We start from the raw sequence: 15869 nt of genomic DNA, 5'->3' as shown, positions 1-15869 counted from the left end.
AATCCCTTGCGAACGCTCCATTAACCTCGGCGCTCTATAACGGTCTTGTTAGTACTGCGTTAGGGTTAAGTGCATGTTGCGTACCGCGCGTACGGCCCGTCAGGCCGATGCGGAAAGGCAGGCCACGCGCCTGCCGATCGATACTATTCTCATGGGCGATTGCATCGACCATATGAATAGCTTGCCGGCCGGCTCCATCGATCTCATTTTCGCAGATCCCCCATATAATCTGCAGCTCGAACAGGGTCTTACCCGCCCCGACCAATCCAAGGTCGATGCGGTGGATGACGACTGGGACAAGTTCGACAGCTTCGCCCATTATGATGAATTCACCCGCGCCTGGATGGCGGCGGCGCGGCGGCTGCTCAAGCCCGATGGCGCCATGTGGGTGATCGGCTCCTATCACAATATTTTCCGGGTCGGCACGGCGCTGCAGGACCTCGGGTTCTGGATGCTCAATGACGTCATCTGGCGCAAGGCGAACCCGATGCCCAATTTCCGCGGCACGCGCTTTACCAATGCGCATGAAACGCTGATCTGGGCCGCCAAAAGCCAGAAAAGCCGCGTCACCTTCAATTATGAAGCCATGAAGCTGGCCAATGACGACACGCAGATGCGTTCGGACTGGCTCTTTCCCATCTGCACCGGGTCGGAGCGCCTCAAGGACGGGGACGATGGCAAACTCCATCCCACCCAGAAGCCCGAGGCGCTGCTGTTCCGCATCCTCAATGCCACGACCAAGCCGGGCGATATCGTGCTCGACCCATTCTTCGGCACCGGCACAACCGGCGCCGTCGCCCGCAAGCTCGGGCGCCATTTCATCGGCATAGAGCGCGAACCCGACTATATTGCCGGCGCCCGCCAGCGCATCGCCACTATCCGTCCCGGAGTTTTCGAGGCCCTGCAATCGGTGACTCCAAAACGCAAGGAAGCCCGCATTCCCTTTGGCTCGCTGGTCGAGCAGGGCGTGCTCGATGTGGGCACGCAACTCTTTGACTCCGCGAAACGTTACTCGGCCATGGTTCGTGCAGACGGCTCGCTCGTCTCGGGCCCGCATCAGGGGTCGATCCACAAGGTTGGCGCCCTGGTTCAGGGTTCTGAGTCATGCAATGGGTGGACCTTCTGGCATCACGAACAATCAGGACGAATGGAGCCGATCGACACGCTTCGCGCCGACATTCGTCAAAAACTTGATTTGCTTTCTGCCTGATCCTGACCTCCAATCAAACTTCAGGCTCTAGAACTGGCCGCCGGGATAACCGGCGGCCTTTTTGTTTGGCTACTTATCCCCGGTACTGCGATGTGAACCGATACTGCTCTCCAGATTCCAAGGAGAGCAATATGACAGACGACTATGGTGAAAGGTCGAAGCGCCTAATTCTGGACTTGCGCGCAAAGATCGCGATCTGGCGCGCCGAAATGACGGTCAAGCGCTTCGACCCCAACCAGCCTCGCGTTCCGGCTGGCAGGCCCGACGGCGGGCAGTGGACTGATGATACTCGGACAGCAATGGGGAGGCGTTTGTCTGCGGCGGAGTGTGACGACCTGTTTGATAAGGACAACTTCCACTGTAAAATGGTGGGTCTGAGAAGCTGCTACCAACAAGCCACATTCAGGTACGGGGATTGTTTGGCGGGCAGAACGATACGTCCGTTGAGCTATTGAGGGCTGACGATGCTCATTGCTACCAGGACCCTATATGTCAGGACCGGTGCCGGAGCCGAAGAAGGGTTCGAGGTTCGTGTCTTCAAGCCTGAACAAGACGGCAGCGCCTGGCGCTGCCGATACGAAATCGACTGGCCGCGCGGCATGCGCAAAAGCTTCGGCCAAGGCGTAGATGGCGCCCAGGCGATCATCATCGCGTTGCAGAAGGTGGGAGCAGAGTTATACACCAGCAACTATCACGCCAAAGACCTGTTGCGATTTGAAAAACCAGGCGATGGCTATGGTTTTCCCGTACCGAAACCCATGCGCGACATGCTTGTGGGGGGCGACGCAGTATTTGAGGGCAACTAGAGGGATCACCCTCCTAGCCCAACCTCCGCCAAGACCTTCCTGAACAGCGTGGGCAGCGCTTCCCCCTCAAGCGCCCCGGGCGCTGCCCACCAGCCATTGTCCAGTCCAGCCGGTGCCACTTCGGCCGTCCATACCTCCAGCTCCAGCCGGAAATGGGTGAAGACATGGACGACCTGGCCATGGCGCCGCCAATCCCCTTTGGCGGGAAAGACCGGCTCGCCCGGTTCATCGCCCCAGTCCGAAGTCGGCACTTCCGTCATGCCAGCGAGCAGGCCCTTGCCCGGCCTTGACTGCAAATAAACATCTCCGCCCGCATCGCGCATGACGAAGGCGTGGCCCTTGCGCACCGGCCGCTCGGCCTTGACCGGCTTGATCGGATAGCGCGTCGGTTCCCCCTCCCGCCGCGCTTCGCAGCCATCATGCAACGGGCACACCAGGCACAGGGCGGCGCGCGGCGCGCAAATGGTGGCGCCCAGATCCATCATGGCCTGGGCAAAATCGCCCGCCCGTTCAGGCACGGCAATCTGCAGGGCGCCGCGCAATGCGTCCTTGGCCTCGCGCACCGGTACGCCCAGCGCATGATAGCGCGCCAGCACCCGGTCGAGATTGCCATCGAGCACGGCAACGCGTTCGTCGAAGCAGATCGCGGCAATGGCGGCACTGGTATAGGCGCCGATGCCGGGCAGGCTCTGCAATCCAGCGGCGCTATCGGGGAAAATGCCGCCATGCTCGTCCACCACCGCCTGGGCGCAGGCATGCAGGTTTCGCGCCCTGGCATAATAGCCGAGCCCCGCCCATTCGCGCAGCACGCTGTCGAGTGGTGCGGCCGCCAGGTCCTGGACCCTGGGCCAGAGCGTGGTGAATCTGTGGAAATAAGCCTTCACCGCCGCCACCGTCGTCTGCTGCAGCATGACCTCGCTCAGCCAGACGCGATAGGGATCGGGGCGGATGCCGGCCTGCCTGTCCTGCGGCGGCACCCGCCAGGGCAGGTCGCGGGCATGATTGTCATACCAGGCAAGGACGGCCGCGGAATCGATGGGATGGGGATTGGCGAGGGGCATGGCCCGTCATACCGTCTCCAGGCGATCAATGCGCGCCAAAAAATTCGGCCATGACAGGGGCGATTGCGTCGACGCTGACATCGTGCCCCTGCCCCGCCAATATGCGCCGCTCCGCCCCCGGCACGCCGGCCGCCGTCCACGCCGCTCCGGCTTCGATGAAGGGAAAACTGCTGTCGCCATTCACCACCAGGACGGGCACGGCGATATTCTGCCAGCGAGCCGGCTGTCGGTCCCCGTCAATGGCCTCGGCCATGACCCGATAATCGTGTTCGATGGTTCCGCCCACCGCGGCAAAGGCCGGCCAGGCGGGCGATTGCTTGAAGCCTGCAAGGTGCTCGGGCGGCATGAATGCGCTCATGAACCGGCTCATCATCTCCTCGGTCTCTCCGTGCTCGGCCAACGCCACCATTTCGGCATGCCGCCTCCAGGCGTCTGCCGAAGACTGTCCCACATCGATAGGCGGCTCGTAGAGCAGCACCGAGGCCACCTTGCCGGGCAGGGCGACCCCTGCCTCGAGCGCCAGCACCGCTCCGGACGACATGCCATAGAGATGGGCGCGACCGCCAAAGGCGTCGATCAGGGCCCCGATGTCCTCGATTTCCCGGGCGACCGCATAGGGTGCGGTATCGGTGGATTCGCCGCGGCCACGACGGTCGAAATTGACCACGGTAAACTGTGCCGACAGCCGGTCGATCAGTTTGGGCGTCGTCTGGTCAACAGCGCGATATTGGGTAGCGCCGGCTACCATGATGATAACCGGTCCGCGGCCTTTGGCTTCATAGCCGATAGTGGTGCCGTCCTTCGAGGTGAGCGTAGGCAATGTAGTCAACTCCTGTGCATTATACCAAAGCGACGAACCAGGGGCTCCAATTTCGACATGGATCGGTCAGGCTTGTGCTTGGGGCATTGGCGGCGATATCTGGTGTATGGCTAAAGAAGAGCTTCCAGAACCGAAACGTCGCAACAAGACATTGTCCGTGTCCGATGCGCTTTCTGGCGCGCTCGATCCAGTGCTGAAAAAGCGCGGCTTTGCCGGGCGCGACATTATCGCCCAATGGCGCCATATCGCGCCGCCGCCGTTCGACCAGACCACCTTGCCCGATAAATTAAGCTGGCCGCGCAGCAATCACGGCGCCGAGGGGGCGACGCTTTACCTGCGCTGTGCACCAGGACAGGCGCTTTTCGCCCAGCACGAGGCGCCCGCCATTGCCGCGGCGGTCAACCGCTATTTCGGCTATGTCCTAGTCAATGATGTCAGATTGTCGGCAGAGCCATTCACACCCGGTTCAGGCCAGGGGGTGCAAAAACGCTCTCAACCGAGCCAGAGCGATATTGCAAAGGTCGGCAAAGCGACCGAAATGGTCGAAGATGACGATCTGCGGGAAGCGTTGAGGACATTGGGTCTGGCGCTCTCCGGCAGGTCGCGGAAAAACGGCAATTAGCCCGTTCACCCCCAAGTGATGAGCATGCCTACTTGCCGACAGCATCCCCATGTGTAGTGTCGCGCAGCGAAAAAATTCAGGAGCCCGAAACGTGAAATTCAACCGCCGCGAAACCATTATCCTGGCCGCAGCCGCCTCGGCGGTCAGCCTTTCGGGCATTTCCGCATCGCAGGCCGCTGAAGGTGACATGATCGATGAGGCGGCGCTGATGGCGCCTGCCGGCGGCCTGACCGACAAGGTCGAGGGCAGCGCCGATGCGCCGGTCACGGTCATCGAATATGCCTCGCCCACCTGCCCGCATTGCGCTGCCTTCCACAACACGGTCTACGAACCGTTCAAGGAAGCCTATGTCGAGACGGGCAAGGTCAAGTTCATTGTCCGCCCCTTTGCCCGCAATGCGCTGGATGCGGCCATCTTCCTCCTGGCCGAGGCGGCCGGGGAAGAGAACTACCACAATGTCATCGCCACCTATTTCAAGACCCAGAACGAGTGGGGCATGTCCGACAAGCCGCGTGACGCCATCTATACGGTGGCCCAGCAGCTCGGTTTTACAGAGGAAAGCTTCTCGGCTGCCTTGACGAATCAGGAGGTGTTCACCGGGATTGAAGCGCAGCGCGAACAGGCATTGGATGAGTTCGGGCTGACGGGGACGCCGACTTTCTATGTCAATGGCAAGACGCTTTCGGGGGGCAAGACGATCGAGCAGCTCGCTGCCGAGATCGATCCGCTCGTGCCCGCCGATTTCGTTGCGCCCGCAGCCGCCGAGGAACCCGCCGCCGATGCAATGGCTCCGGCCGATGACGCCATGGCCCCTGCCGCCGACGCAATGGCTCCGGCCACTGACACAATGGCACCCGCGACCGATACGATGGCCCCTGCCAACGAGATGGCGCCTGCGCAATAGGCAAATGCTCCGGCCCCTGCGCCTCCCTCCCCTTGAGGGGGAGGGATTGAGGGTGGGGTGGGGCCGCCAGCTCCGGGCTTTGTGGCACAAATCACCCCACCCAGCTTTGCTACAGCCCTACGGGCCTAGCGACGCTACCCTCCCCCTCAAGGGGAGGGATACTGCAGCATCCGGGGCGGCGAACGCATGAAGTTCTCCCGCCTCAAGCTCCACGGCTTCAAATCCTTCTGTGACGAAACCGTCCTCGTCATGGAGCCGGGCCTGACCGGCATTGTCGGGCCCAATGGCTGCGGCAAGTCCAATCTGGTCGAAGCCATGCGCTGGGTCATGGGCGAAAGCTCATATAAGGCCATGCGCGCCTCGGGCATGGATGACGTCATCTTTTCCGGCTCGGGCAATCGGCCGGCGCGCAACAGCGCCGAAGTCACGCTCGTGCTCGACAATTCCGACCGCACCGCCCCGACCGCCCTCAACACTGCCGATGTGCTCGAGGTCACCCGTCGCATCGAACGCGAGGCGGGGTCGGTCTATCGCGTCAATGGCAAGGAAGTGCGCGCCCGCGACGTGCAATTGCTCTTTGCCGATGCCTCCACCGGCGCCCATTCCCCCGCCATGGTGCGCCAGGGCCAGATCGGCGAGCTGATCGCCGCTAAGCCCACCGCCCGCCGGGCCCTGCTCGAAGAGGCTGCCGGCATTTCTGGCCTCCATTCGCGCCGCCACGAAGCTGAACTCAGGCTGCGCGCGGCCGAAGGCAATCTCGAACGCGTCGACGACGTCATTGCCCAGGTCGAAAGCCAGCTTGAAACGCTCAAGCGCCAGGCTCGCCTCGCCAATCGCTATCGCGGCCTTTCGGGCGATATCCGACGGGCCGAAGCGACCTTGTTCCATATTCGCTGGGTCGCCACCCGCGCCGCGGAAAAGGAGAACGAGGCCAATCAGGCCGTGCTTGTGCGGCAATTGGCCGATGCGACCCATGCCGAGCGTGAAGCGCAAAAGGCGGTCGAAACCGCCGAGGCAGCGTTGACGCCATTGCGCGAACGCGAGGCGGTCACCGGCGCGGTGCTGCAACGCTATACGATCCTGCGTGAGCAATTGGCCGATGAAGCGCGCCGCATGAGCCAGCGCCGGGCCGAGCTGGAAGACCGGTTGCGCCAGATCGCCTCGGACGGCACGCGCGAGCGCGAATTGGTCGGCGAGGCGGAAATGACGCTGGCCGCTTATGCGGGCGAACAGGCCCAGTTGAGCGCCGAGCAACAGGCCGCCCAGGCCGAATTCGATGCGGCGCGCGTCGAGGCCGATGCGGCCAGGCAGGCGGTCGGCGAAGCGGACGCGGCTGCCCGCGAGGCCGCCGACGCCCTGGCGCAATTGCGGGCTCGCCGCGCCCAGGCCGGGCGCAATCTGAGCGATGCGCGCAGTCGCCGCAGCCGGCTTGCCCAGCAACTCTCCGAGATCGAAGCGGACCGCGCCAAGGTCGCTGCGGCGCTCGATGCCGATGAAACCGTTGCCGCGCGCCGTGCTGTACTCGACGCTGCGCAGGCCGAAACCGCCGCCGCCGAAAGTGCCGCGCTCGCTGCCGAGGAAGCGGCCGGAACCGCCCAGACCAGTCTCGATGCCGCAAGGCCGCGTCTGGCAGAACTCGACGCCCTGGTTACCCGGTTGGAAGCGGAAGCTTCGACGCTGGGCAAAATGCTCAATACCGGGGCCAGCCTCTGGCCAGCCGTAGTCGATGAATTGTCCGTCGAGCCGGGTTACGAAACCGCGCTTGGCGCTGCCCTGGGCGACGATCTCGAAGCCTCCTCCGATGCCGGCGCGCCCATGCATTGGTCCATTGCCATTGACCTCTATGACGATCCGCCCCTGCCCCAGGGTGCCGAGCCGCTGTCGCGCCATGTCACCGGCACCGAATTGCTCGCGCGTCGCCTGAACCAGATTGGTCTTGTCGATGCGGTAGACGGCCCCGCGCTGATGAAGGCGCTGAAGCCTGGCCAGCGTCTGGTGACGCTCGAAGGCGCGCTCTGGCGCTGGGACGGATTCGTGGCCGCCGCCGATGCGCCCAGCGCCGCCGCGCAACGCCTCGCCCAGCGCAATCGTCTCAACGAACTGGACGAGGAAATCCTGCGCGCCAAGGGCGAACGCAATAGCTGGAAGCGCGACGTCGATGCGCTGACCGCCACCCTCGACGAGGCCAGGCAGGCCGAGCGCGCCCGTCGCGAAGACTGGCGCAAGGCCCAGCACGCCATCAGCGCCGCACAATCCGAGCTAGACAAGGCGCAACGCGCCATGGGCGATCTCACCACCCGCCGCTCGACCCTGGAAGAGGCCCATGCCCGCCTCGCTGCCAGCGTGGCGGAGGCCGATACCATGCTGTCCGATGCCGAGGCCGCGCTGGCCGGCGCGGGCGATGAAACCGAAATGGCCGCCGCCGCGGCACAGGAACAGCAGCGCCTGACGGCCCTGCGTGAAAAGGCGGATCAGGCCCGTCTCAAATTGAGCACGGTGGAAGCGGCGGCTCGCATGCGCGGGGCCCGTCTGGACCAGCTCGGCCGCGATAGCGCGGCCTGGCAGCGCCGCCGCGATGGCGCGCAGGGGCAATTGGCCACGCTCGACCAGCGCATGGCCGAGGTCGAGGCGCAATTGACCAATCTGGCCGAGGCCCCCGAGGGTTTCGAGAGCCGCAAGGCCCAGCTGGACGACCAGATCGAAACGGCCCAGGCCGATCACAAGATGTCGGGCGACCGGCTTAACCAGGCCCAAACCGCCTGGCGCGAGGCGGACAAGGCCCTCAAGGTTGCAGGCGACAGTCTCAACGCCGTCCGCATCGAATTGACACGCATTGAAGAGCGCCTCAAGGGCGCCATTGCCCAGCGCCAGCAGATCGAGCGACAGGTCGAGGAATCGCTGGGCATTCCCGCGTCCCGCACGCTTGAAGCCTCCGGCATCCGCCCCGAAGAGGCGCTGCCCAATGAACATGCCATTGAACAGAAGCTCGACCGCCTCAAGGCGGAGCGCGAGCGTCTGGGTGGGGTCAATCTTTCGGCCGAAAAGGAGGCCGAGGAGGTTCAGGAAAAGCTGGACACCATGGTGCGCGACCGCGACGACATTATCGAGGCCATCGCCAAGCTGCGTGGCGGTATTGCCGCGCTTAATCGGGAGGGCCGCGCCCGCCTCAACGAGGCCTTCGGCAAGGTCAATGCGCATTTCCAGGAGCTGTTCACCACGCTGTTCGGCGGCGGCACGGCCGAATTGACCTTTGTAGAAAGCGACGATCCGCTCGAAGCGGGCCTTGAGATCATCGCGCGCCCGCCGGGCAAGAAGCCGCAGACCATGACTCTACTCTCGGGCGGCGAACAGGCGCTGACCGCGATGAGCCTGATCTTTGCGGTGTTTCTCACCAACCCGGCGCCGATCTGCGTACTCGACGAAGTCGACGCGCCGCTCGACGACGCCAATGTGGAGCGCTTCTGCAATCTCCTGGACTCGATGCGCCAGCGCACCAATACGCGTTTCATGGTCATCACCCACAATCCGATCACCATGAGCCGGGTCGATCGCCTGTTCGGCGTCACCATGGCCGAGCGCGGCGTCTCGCAACTGGTATCGGTCGATCTGACGACCGCCGAGAGCTATCGCGAAGCGGGGTAGCCCGATATCCGCGCGAAGGGCAGAATCCCCCCACCCTGCCCTGACTCTGCCATGATCGGCGTGTGGACAGCATGCCGCACCCCCGATACGGCCAAAATCCTCCTGCTAAAACAGATACTTACACATCACCCACCTGCCTTGACACCAAATGGGGCCACCACTATGTTGCGCGCGACTTAAAAGGGCGCCCCGGAATTACGGGATCTGCCGGCCAAAAGGGAGCAGCGGATGACCAGTTCGCCAGACGACCATGGCCAGCCAGACAGCGCCCGGGGGGTGACGCGTGATCTTGCATCGCGCATTGCCTCCGCCAAGCGGGAGCGCGACCGGGAGGACAACAGATCCGCCCGAGATGCTTCCCCGGAGATGAGCGGTCTGGCGCGCGGCATGCGCATCGGTACCGAATTCATCGCCGCGGTCCTGGTGGGTGCCGGTCTCGGCTACCTCATCGACCTTGGCCTGGGAACCAGCCCCTGGGGCTTGCTCATCCTTTTGCTGATGGGCTTTGCCGCTGGAATCCTGAACGTCATCCGAGTGGTGGCGGAAATGAATGCCGCCTCGCCTGCCCCCAAGGGTGCCGATCTTGGCCCCGAGGTGGAAGACGAAGAGCGGAATTGAGAATTGATGACGCTTAGAGGGCTCCATGGCCGGTACTGACCCGATCCACCAGTTTGTCATCACGGACATTTTCGAGCTGTTCACCCTTGGCGGTGACGGCACCGAAGGGTCGGGCACGACCTTCGCTTTCACCAATTCGGCACTGTTCATGGTGCTGACGGTGGCGACCATCGTTGCCTTCCTGCTGATTTCGACCTCGGGCAAGAAGCTGATCCCGACCCGCGCGCAGCTGACAGCGGAACTGCTTTACGAATTTGTGGCCGGAATGGTGCGAAGCAGCGCCGGCACTGCCGGCATGAAGTTCTTCCCGCTGGTGTTCTCGCTGTTCACCTTTATCTTTGTGGCCAACATGTTTGGCATGGTGCCCTACTTCTTCACCGTCACCAGCCACATCATCGTCACCTTCGCCCTTTCGATGCTGGTGTTCCTCACCGTCATCATCTACGGCTTCGTCAAGAACGGTCCGAAGTTCCTCAAGCTCTTCGTTCCCGCCGGTGTGCCGGGCTATATCCTTCCCATTGTGACGCCGATCGAGGTCATTTCCTTCCTCTCGCGTCCCATCAGCCTCTCGGTCCGTCTGTTCGGCAATATTCTTGCCGGCCACATCACTCTCAAGGTCTTCACCGGCTTTGCGGTCATGATGATCGGCGGTCTGGGTGCTCTGGGCTGGCTCGGCGCCACCCTGCCGGTTCTGATGGCAATCGCCCTTACCGGTCTCGAGTTTCTCGTCGGTGCGGTTCAGGCCTATGTCTTCGCGGTCCTGACCAGCATGTATCTGAACGACGCGATCCACCCGTCCCACTAACCACCCATTCCCGGTGGATGACCCACCGGAACCTAAAAAGTCGCTTGAAAGGACATTAAAATGGAAGCTGAAGCCGCAAAGTTCATCGGTGCCGGTATTGCTACCTTCGGTATGGCTGGCGCCGCCCTGGGCGTGGCCAACATCTTCGGCAACTTCCTCTCGGGTGCCCTGCGCAACCCGTCGGCTGCTCCGAGCCAGTTCGGTAACCTGATCTTCGGCTTCGCCGTGACCGAAGCTCTGGGCATCTTCTCGTTCCTGGTTGCCCTGATCCTGCTGTTCGTCGCCTAATTCGGCACGACACCAAGATTTCCGCAGCCGGACATAAGTTCGGCTGCGTTCCCTTCTTCAGTCAATAACGACTGGACGACCGGATTTAACGGGACCTCGACCAGATGGTAACGCAAGCCTACGCTCAAGAAGCGGAAACCCCGGTAGACGACCACGGCGCAGACGCCGCTGGCGCCACCGACACCATGCATGTCGAGGACGGCGTTCACGCCGATCCGACCGCCGACACGCATGCCACGACCGAAGCGCATGGCGATGCCGGCCATTCGGACGTGTTCCCGCCCTTCGACCCGGCCACTTTCCCCAGCCAGCTCCTCTGGCTCGCCATTACCTTTGGCGCGCTTTATTTGCTGATGAGCAAGCTGGCCCTGCCCCGCATTGGCAGCATTCTGGACAACCGCAAGACGCTGATCGACACCGATCTGGCGGCAGCCGATGCGGATCGCCAGAAGACCGACGCGGCCATTGCTGCCTATGAAAAGGCTCTGGCGGAAGCCAAGGCCAAGGCCCAGGGCATTGCCAATGAAACGCGTGAAGCCATCCAGGCTGATCTCAGCGCCAAGCGCGCTGCCGCCGAGGCCGGTCTTAGTGCCAAGGTCAGCGCTGCCGAAACCAGCATCGCCAAGACCAAGGCCGAGGCGCTCACCCATGTCGATGAGATCGCTGCGGAAACGGCCCAAGCCGTCGTCGGCCAGCTTGTCGGCGATGTCTCCGCCGACAGCGTTCGCGCTGCCGTTGCCAAGGTTAAGGGGTAAGTCCGATGCCCGAATGGTTAGATAACAGCTTCTTTGCCTTTGTCGGCCTGGTGATTTTCATTGCGCTGCTCGTCTATTTCGGCGTGCCGCGGATCATCGCCAAGATGCTCGATGGTAAGATCAAGCAGATCGAAACCGACATTGCCGAGGCCAAGCGCCTGCGCGAAGAGGCCGCCGCCCTGCTCGTGGAATATGAGCAGAAGCGTGTTGCTGCCGAAAAGGAAGCCGAGGGCATTGTTGCCGCGGCCAAGGAAGAGGCCGAGCGCCTGACCGTGGAAGCTCAGGCCTCGCTGGCCGAACTCGTCGCCCGCCGCACTGCTGCGGTGGAAGACAAGATCGCCCAGGCCGAAGCCCAGGCCGTCGCCGAAGTGCGTGCCCGCTCTGCGGACATCGCCATCGAGGCTGCCCGCACCGTTCTCTCCGACGAGATGAACAAGAATGGCGGCAAGGTCGTCGACGCCGCCATCGCCGATGTGGCTGGCCGGCTGAACTAATCCGGTTTCCAATAAACTGACTTTCCAATAAACTGACAAAGGCGGGCAGCGATGCCCGCCTTTTTTGTTCCGGTCAGATCGACCGCGCCTGCGCTGCCAGATGGCGTCTCAATCCTACCGCGTAGCCGTCGCAGATTTTCTGTACATTTGTTTCCGGCGATTGACGCCCGCCAGAATCTCCACCATGGTGCGCGGAACTGCGGGAGAGACTGGCTTTGCCAGCGCCGAAGGAGCAACCGCCCCGGAAACTCTCAGGCCAAAGGACCGCAGTTGGGTCACAAACTCTGGAAAGCAGGCTGATCCAGCCTCTCCGAAGGAGCAACCGGCGCTCAGCCGGGAAATCTCTCAGGGCAAGGACAGAGGGGGCACGCATATTCCGCCATATGGCGGAGCCTTGTCGTGTCGCCTTTGAACCCGAGTGTGCCCATGGCCGAAGCCAAACCCGAAGACCTCCAGCAGACCCCGCTTTTCGAGCGCCATCAAACCGCCGGCGGCCGCATCGTGCCTTTCGGTGGCTATGCGCTCCCCGTCCAATATCCCACCGGCATCATGGCCGAGCATAAATGGACGCGCGAGCAGGCGGGTCTGTTCGATGTCAGCCATATGGGTCCGAGCTTCCTGACACTCAACGCCCCCACCGGCGATGCGGAGGCTGACCACGCGGCCATCGCAGCCCTCATCGAGCCGCTGATCTGTGGCGACATTGCCGGCCTCAAGCCCGGCCAGATGCGCTACACGCTACTGCTCAACGCGCAAGGCGGCGCCATTGACGACCTCATGGTGGGGCGCCTCGCCGACAGCCCCGGCACCCTCTATATCGTAGTCAATGCCGGCACCAAGGAAAACGACTTTGCGTTGATCGCCAAAGCGGCCGGGGACAAGGCAGCGCTCAGGCGCGCCGATGATGGTGGTCTCCTGGCCCTGCAGGGACCGGAAGCCGTCGATGTCATGGCGGCGCTGATCCCCGATGCCACCCAGCTCGGTTTCATGCAGGTCCGAGAATTCGACTGGAACGGCGTACCAGTGACAGTTTCCCGCTCCGGCTATACCGGCGAAGACGGGTTTGAAGTTCTCGTCTCCAGCCATATGGCGGTGGCATTGTGGGATGAACTGCTGGTGGATCCCCGCGTCAAACCCATCGGCCTTGGCGCACGCGACAGCCTCCGCCTCGAAGCTGGTCTGCCGCTCTATGGCCATGACCTCGATGAAACGGTTTCGCCCATCGAAGCCGATCTCGGCTTTGCAGTTTCCAAGCGCCGTCGCGAGGCAGCTGATTTTCCCGGCGCGCAACGCATCCTTGCTGAGCGCGCCGGCCAGCTCTCGCGCAAGCGTGTCGGGCTGATCGTTGAGGGTGCACCGGCCCGCGAAGGCGCCGAGATCCTCGATGCCACCGGCACCGCCATTGGCGTGGTCACCAGCGGCGGCTTTGCCCCCTCGCTGGGCAAGGCCATTGCCCTGGGCTTTGTCCCACCCGACCATGCCGCCATCGGCAACAAGCTTCAGGTTTCGGTGCGCGGCCGCGCCCAGCCCGCCGAGATCGTGCCCACGCCTTTCGTCCCCCACCGCTATTTCCGCAAGTCAGCCTGAGGCCCCACCCATGACCACCAAATTTACCCCCGATCACGAATATATCCGCGTTGACGGTTCGACCGGCATTGTCGGCATCACCAATTATGCCCAGGAGCAATTGGGCGACATTGTCTTTGTCGAACTGCCCAAAGTGGGCAAGGTGCTCAAGAAGGGCGACGAGGCCGCCGTGGTGGAATCGGTCAAGGCCGCCTCCGAGATCTATGCTCCGGTCTCCGGCACCGTCACCGAAGTCAACGAAGCCCTCACCGGCGAACCGGGCCTGGTCAATGCCGATCCGGAAGCGGGCGGTTGGATGTTCAAGATCGCCATCAGCGATGCCGGCGAACTCGACACCCTGCTCAACGCCGACGGCTATGCCGAACTGACACTGTAGATCGAATTGAACGGTGCGGGCGCCTTCCCTTCTCCCCTGAAGGGAGAAGGTGGCCCGATAGGGCCGGATGAGGGGTTCAGCCTCGCGATCCTGCCGAGGGGCTTTCACCCCTCACCCCAACCCCCTCCCCTGGAGGGGCGAGGGGGCGGAAGAGCCGATCCTCCCGTTCGCCTGCAATTGCTCTCTGCTTTCAGCAAACTGGAACCTCCCATCCATGCGCTACCTCCCCCATTCCGATCATGAACGCGCCGAGATGCTCGGCGTGATCGGCGCCAGCGATATAGACGCGCTGTTCTCTGCCGTACCGAAATCGGCGCTCAAGAGCTTTGAACTCGACCTGCCGGACCATAGTCCCGAATTTCTGGTCGAGGCGCATATGCGCGCCCTTGCCAATCAGAACCATGCAGCGGGCGATGGCCCGTTCTTTGTCGGCGCCGGCGCCTATCGGCATCATGTCCCCGCCACCGTTGACCACCTCATCCAGCGGTCGGAATGGCTGACCGCCTATACGCCCTACCAGCCGGAAATCTCGCAGGGCACCTTGCAGATGCTCTTCGAGTTCCAGACCCAGGTGGCCAAGATCACCGGCATGGATGTGGCCAATGCCTCGCTTTATGACGGCTCGACCGGCACTGCCGAAGCCGTGCTGATGGCCCGCCGCCTCACCCGCCGCAACAAGATCGTGCTCTCGGGCGGGCTCCACCCGCATTATCGCGATGTGGTCAAAGCCTATCTCAAGGACGACCCGCATCTGGAATGCCTCTCCCCCTCCCCCGAGGGCCAGGGCGACATTCTCGACCATATCGACGCCGACACGGCGGCCATTGTCATCCAGACTCCGGATTTCTACGGCCATTTGCGCAATGTCGAAGCGGCCGCCGAGGCCGCCCATGCCAAGGGCGCGCTGCTGATCGTGGTCGTCACCGAAGTGGTGTCGCTGGGCCTGCTCGAAGCGCCCGGTGCTCTGGGCGCCGACATCGTTGTGGCCGAGGGCCAGTCCATCGGCAATGCGCTCAATTTCGGCGGCCCCTATCTGGGGCTGATGGCGACGAAGAAGGAATTCATCCGCCAGATGCCGGGCCGGCTCTGCGGCGAGACCGTCGATGCCGATGGCAATCGCGGCTTCGTCCTCACCCTCTCAACCCGCGAGCAGCATATCCGTCGCGAAAAGGCGACCTCGAATATCTGCACCAATTCGGGCCTCTGCGCCCTCGCCTTCTCGATCCATATGGGTCTGCTCGGCGAAGCGGGCTTTGTCCGGTTGGCGCGGCTCAACCACGCCAATGCGATTCTGCTGGCCGATGCCCTGAACGGCGTGCCGGGCGTCACCGTCCTCAACAAGACCTTCTTCAACGAAATGACCATTCGTGTCACCGAACCGGCCGCGGCTCTCGTCGAACGGCTCGCCCGGCGCGGCATTCTGGCCGGCGTGCACGCCAGCCGCCTCCTGCCGGGTGATCCGGACGTCGAAAACCTCATCATTCTGGCGGCGACCGAGTTGACGACCGAGACCGATATCGCGGCCCTCTGCGCGGCCCTGACGGAGGAACTGGCATGAGTTCTGTAGAAAATTGGAATGCTGAACTGGCTGCGGAACTCCCCGGCAAGACGGTTCTGGTTGGCATCACCTACGCAAAAGCCGATGGCACCAACACGGATGACCAGTTTTTTGGCGAGATAGTCTCTGCCACACCGAATGGGATCCTCTTGTCGCTACGAGGGGAGCGAACCGGTCAGGAGTGGAACATGCCGCCAATGCTTGATGGCCTACGGCCAGCGAACCCGGGAAACTATCGCCTCAAGAGCACGGGCGAGGAAGTTGTCGATCCCGACTTCACTGCGGTCTGGACTGTCCGCGACGCGGACAACTAGGAGGTTTGC

Annotated in this window: 17 protein-coding genes and 1 riboswitch; of the genes, 15 read left to right on the top strand and 2 right to left on the bottom strand. The window is 63.0% G+C overall.

Annotated features, from left to right (window positions below):
* Window positions 1-151 precede the first annotated feature (151 nt).
* From V8Z65_RS03755 to V8Z65_RS03745, 3 genes are all read left to right on the top strand, one after another.
* Window positions 152-1210, top strand: coding sequence for a site-specific DNA-methyltransferase (locus V8Z65_RS03755; RefSeq protein ID WP_338723944.1), 1059 nt, complete (start codon window positions 152-154; stop codon window positions 1208-1210).
* A 131-nt stretch (window positions 1211-1341) separates the two neighbouring features.
* The gene (locus V8Z65_RS03750; RefSeq protein ID WP_338722631.1) at window positions 1342-1665 is read left to right on the top strand and encodes a hypothetical protein; all 324 of its coding nucleotides are present in this window, start codon (window positions 1342-1344) and stop codon (window positions 1663-1665) included.
* A gap of 9 nt (window positions 1666-1674) precedes the next feature.
* Complete coding sequence (locus V8Z65_RS03745; RefSeq protein WP_338722630.1) at window positions 1675-2016, top strand: hypothetical protein; 342 nt, start codon at window positions 1675-1677, stop codon at window positions 2014-2016.
* A 5-nt stretch (window positions 2017-2021) separates the two neighbouring features.
* Here the strand turns inward: V8Z65_RS03745 and V8Z65_RS03740 are convergent, their stop codons facing one another.
* The gene (locus tag V8Z65_RS03740) at window positions 2022-3053 is read right to left on the bottom strand and encodes an A/G-specific adenine glycosylase (protein ID WP_338723942.1); all 1032 of its coding nucleotides are present in this window, start codon (window positions 3051-3053) and stop codon (window positions 2022-2024) included.
* 49 nt (window positions 3054-3102) lie between these two features.
* Window positions 3103-3897, bottom strand: a complete 795-nt coding sequence (locus tag V8Z65_RS03735) for an alpha/beta hydrolase (protein WP_338722629.1) — start codon at window positions 3895-3897, stop codon at window positions 3103-3105.
* 157 nt (window positions 3898-4054) lie between these two features.
* Here V8Z65_RS03735 and V8Z65_RS03730 point away from each other — a divergent pair, with 157 nt between their 5' ends.
* From V8Z65_RS03730 to V8Z65_RS03675, 12 genes are all read left to right on the top strand, one after another.
* On the top strand, window positions 4055-4519 hold the full coding sequence (locus tag V8Z65_RS03730) for a DciA family protein (protein WP_338722628.1): 465 nt from the start codon (window positions 4055-4057) through the stop codon (window positions 4517-4519).
* Between the two features lie 91 nt (window positions 4520-4610).
* Window positions 4611-5423 carry a thioredoxin domain-containing protein gene (locus tag V8Z65_RS03725; RefSeq protein WP_338722627.1) on the top strand — a complete coding sequence of 271 codons (813 nt, stop codon included), beginning with the start codon at window positions 4611-4613 and terminating at the stop codon, window positions 5421-5423.
* Window positions 5424-5609: 186 nt separating this feature from the next.
* On the top strand, window positions 5610-9065 hold the full coding sequence (locus tag V8Z65_RS03720; protein ID WP_338722625.1) for an AAA family ATPase: 3456 nt from the start codon (window positions 5610-5612) through the stop codon (window positions 9063-9065).
* A 228-nt stretch (window positions 9066-9293) separates the two neighbouring features.
* On the top strand, window positions 9294-9683 hold the full coding sequence (locus tag V8Z65_RS03715; RefSeq protein ID WP_338722624.1) for an AtpZ/AtpI family protein: 390 nt from the start codon (window positions 9294-9296) through the stop codon (window positions 9681-9683).
* A 25-nt stretch (window positions 9684-9708) separates the two neighbouring features.
* Window positions 9709-10488: a F0F1 ATP synthase subunit A gene (locus tag V8Z65_RS03710; RefSeq protein ID WP_338722622.1), complete on the top strand. Its 780-nt coding sequence runs from the start codon at window positions 9709-9711 to the stop codon at window positions 10486-10488.
* A 60-nt stretch (window positions 10489-10548) separates the two neighbouring features.
* Entirely contained in the window at window positions 10549-10776 is a 228-nt protein-coding gene (locus V8Z65_RS03705; RefSeq protein WP_067459640.1) for a F0F1 ATP synthase subunit C, read from the top strand.
* Window positions 10777-10880: 104 nt separating this feature from the next.
* The gene (locus V8Z65_RS03700; RefSeq protein WP_338722616.1) at window positions 10881-11531 is read left to right on the top strand and encodes an ATP F0F1 synthase subunit B; all 651 of its coding nucleotides are present in this window, start codon (window positions 10881-10883) and stop codon (window positions 11529-11531) included.
* A 5-nt stretch (window positions 11532-11536) separates the two neighbouring features.
* Window positions 11537-12025 (top strand): ATP F0F1 synthase subunit B, encoded by a 489-nt coding sequence (locus tag V8Z65_RS03695; protein ID WP_338722615.1) that lies wholly within the window; start codon window positions 11537-11539, stop codon window positions 12023-12025.
* Between the two features lie 190 nt (window positions 12026-12215).
* Window positions 12216-12302: riboswitch (glycine riboswitch) on the top strand.
* Window positions 12303-12451: 149 nt separating this feature from the next.
* A complete protein-coding gene (gene gcvT, locus V8Z65_RS03690; RefSeq protein WP_338722613.1) occupies window positions 12452-13612 on the top strand; it encodes a glycine cleavage system aminomethyltransferase GcvT in 1161 nt (386 codons plus the stop codon).
* A 10-nt stretch (window positions 13613-13622) separates the two neighbouring features.
* Complete coding sequence (gcvH, locus tag V8Z65_RS03685; RefSeq protein WP_338722612.1) at window positions 13623-13988, top strand: glycine cleavage system protein GcvH; 366 nt, start codon at window positions 13623-13625, stop codon at window positions 13986-13988.
* Between the two features lie 214 nt (window positions 13989-14202).
* On the top strand, window positions 14203-15546 hold the full coding sequence (gene gcvPA / locus V8Z65_RS03680; RefSeq protein ID WP_338722611.1) for an aminomethyl-transferring glycine dehydrogenase subunit GcvPA: 1344 nt from the start codon (window positions 14203-14205) through the stop codon (window positions 15544-15546).
* Window positions 15543-15860 carry a hypothetical protein gene (locus V8Z65_RS03675; protein ID WP_338722610.1) on the top strand — a complete coding sequence of 106 codons (318 nt, stop codon included), beginning with the start codon at window positions 15543-15545 and terminating at the stop codon, window positions 15858-15860. Before gcvPA ends, V8Z65_RS03675 begins: the two co-directional genes overlap by 4 nt.
* Window positions 15861-15869 lie beyond the last annotated feature (9 nt).

Source organism: Devosia sp. XK-2 (assembly GCF_037113415.1).
Lineage (GTDB): Bacteria > Pseudomonadota > Alphaproteobacteria > Rhizobiales > Devosiaceae > Devosia.
The sequence above is the reverse complement of the archived record's forward strand: the minus strand, read 5'-3'. Positions and strand labels throughout refer to the sequence as shown.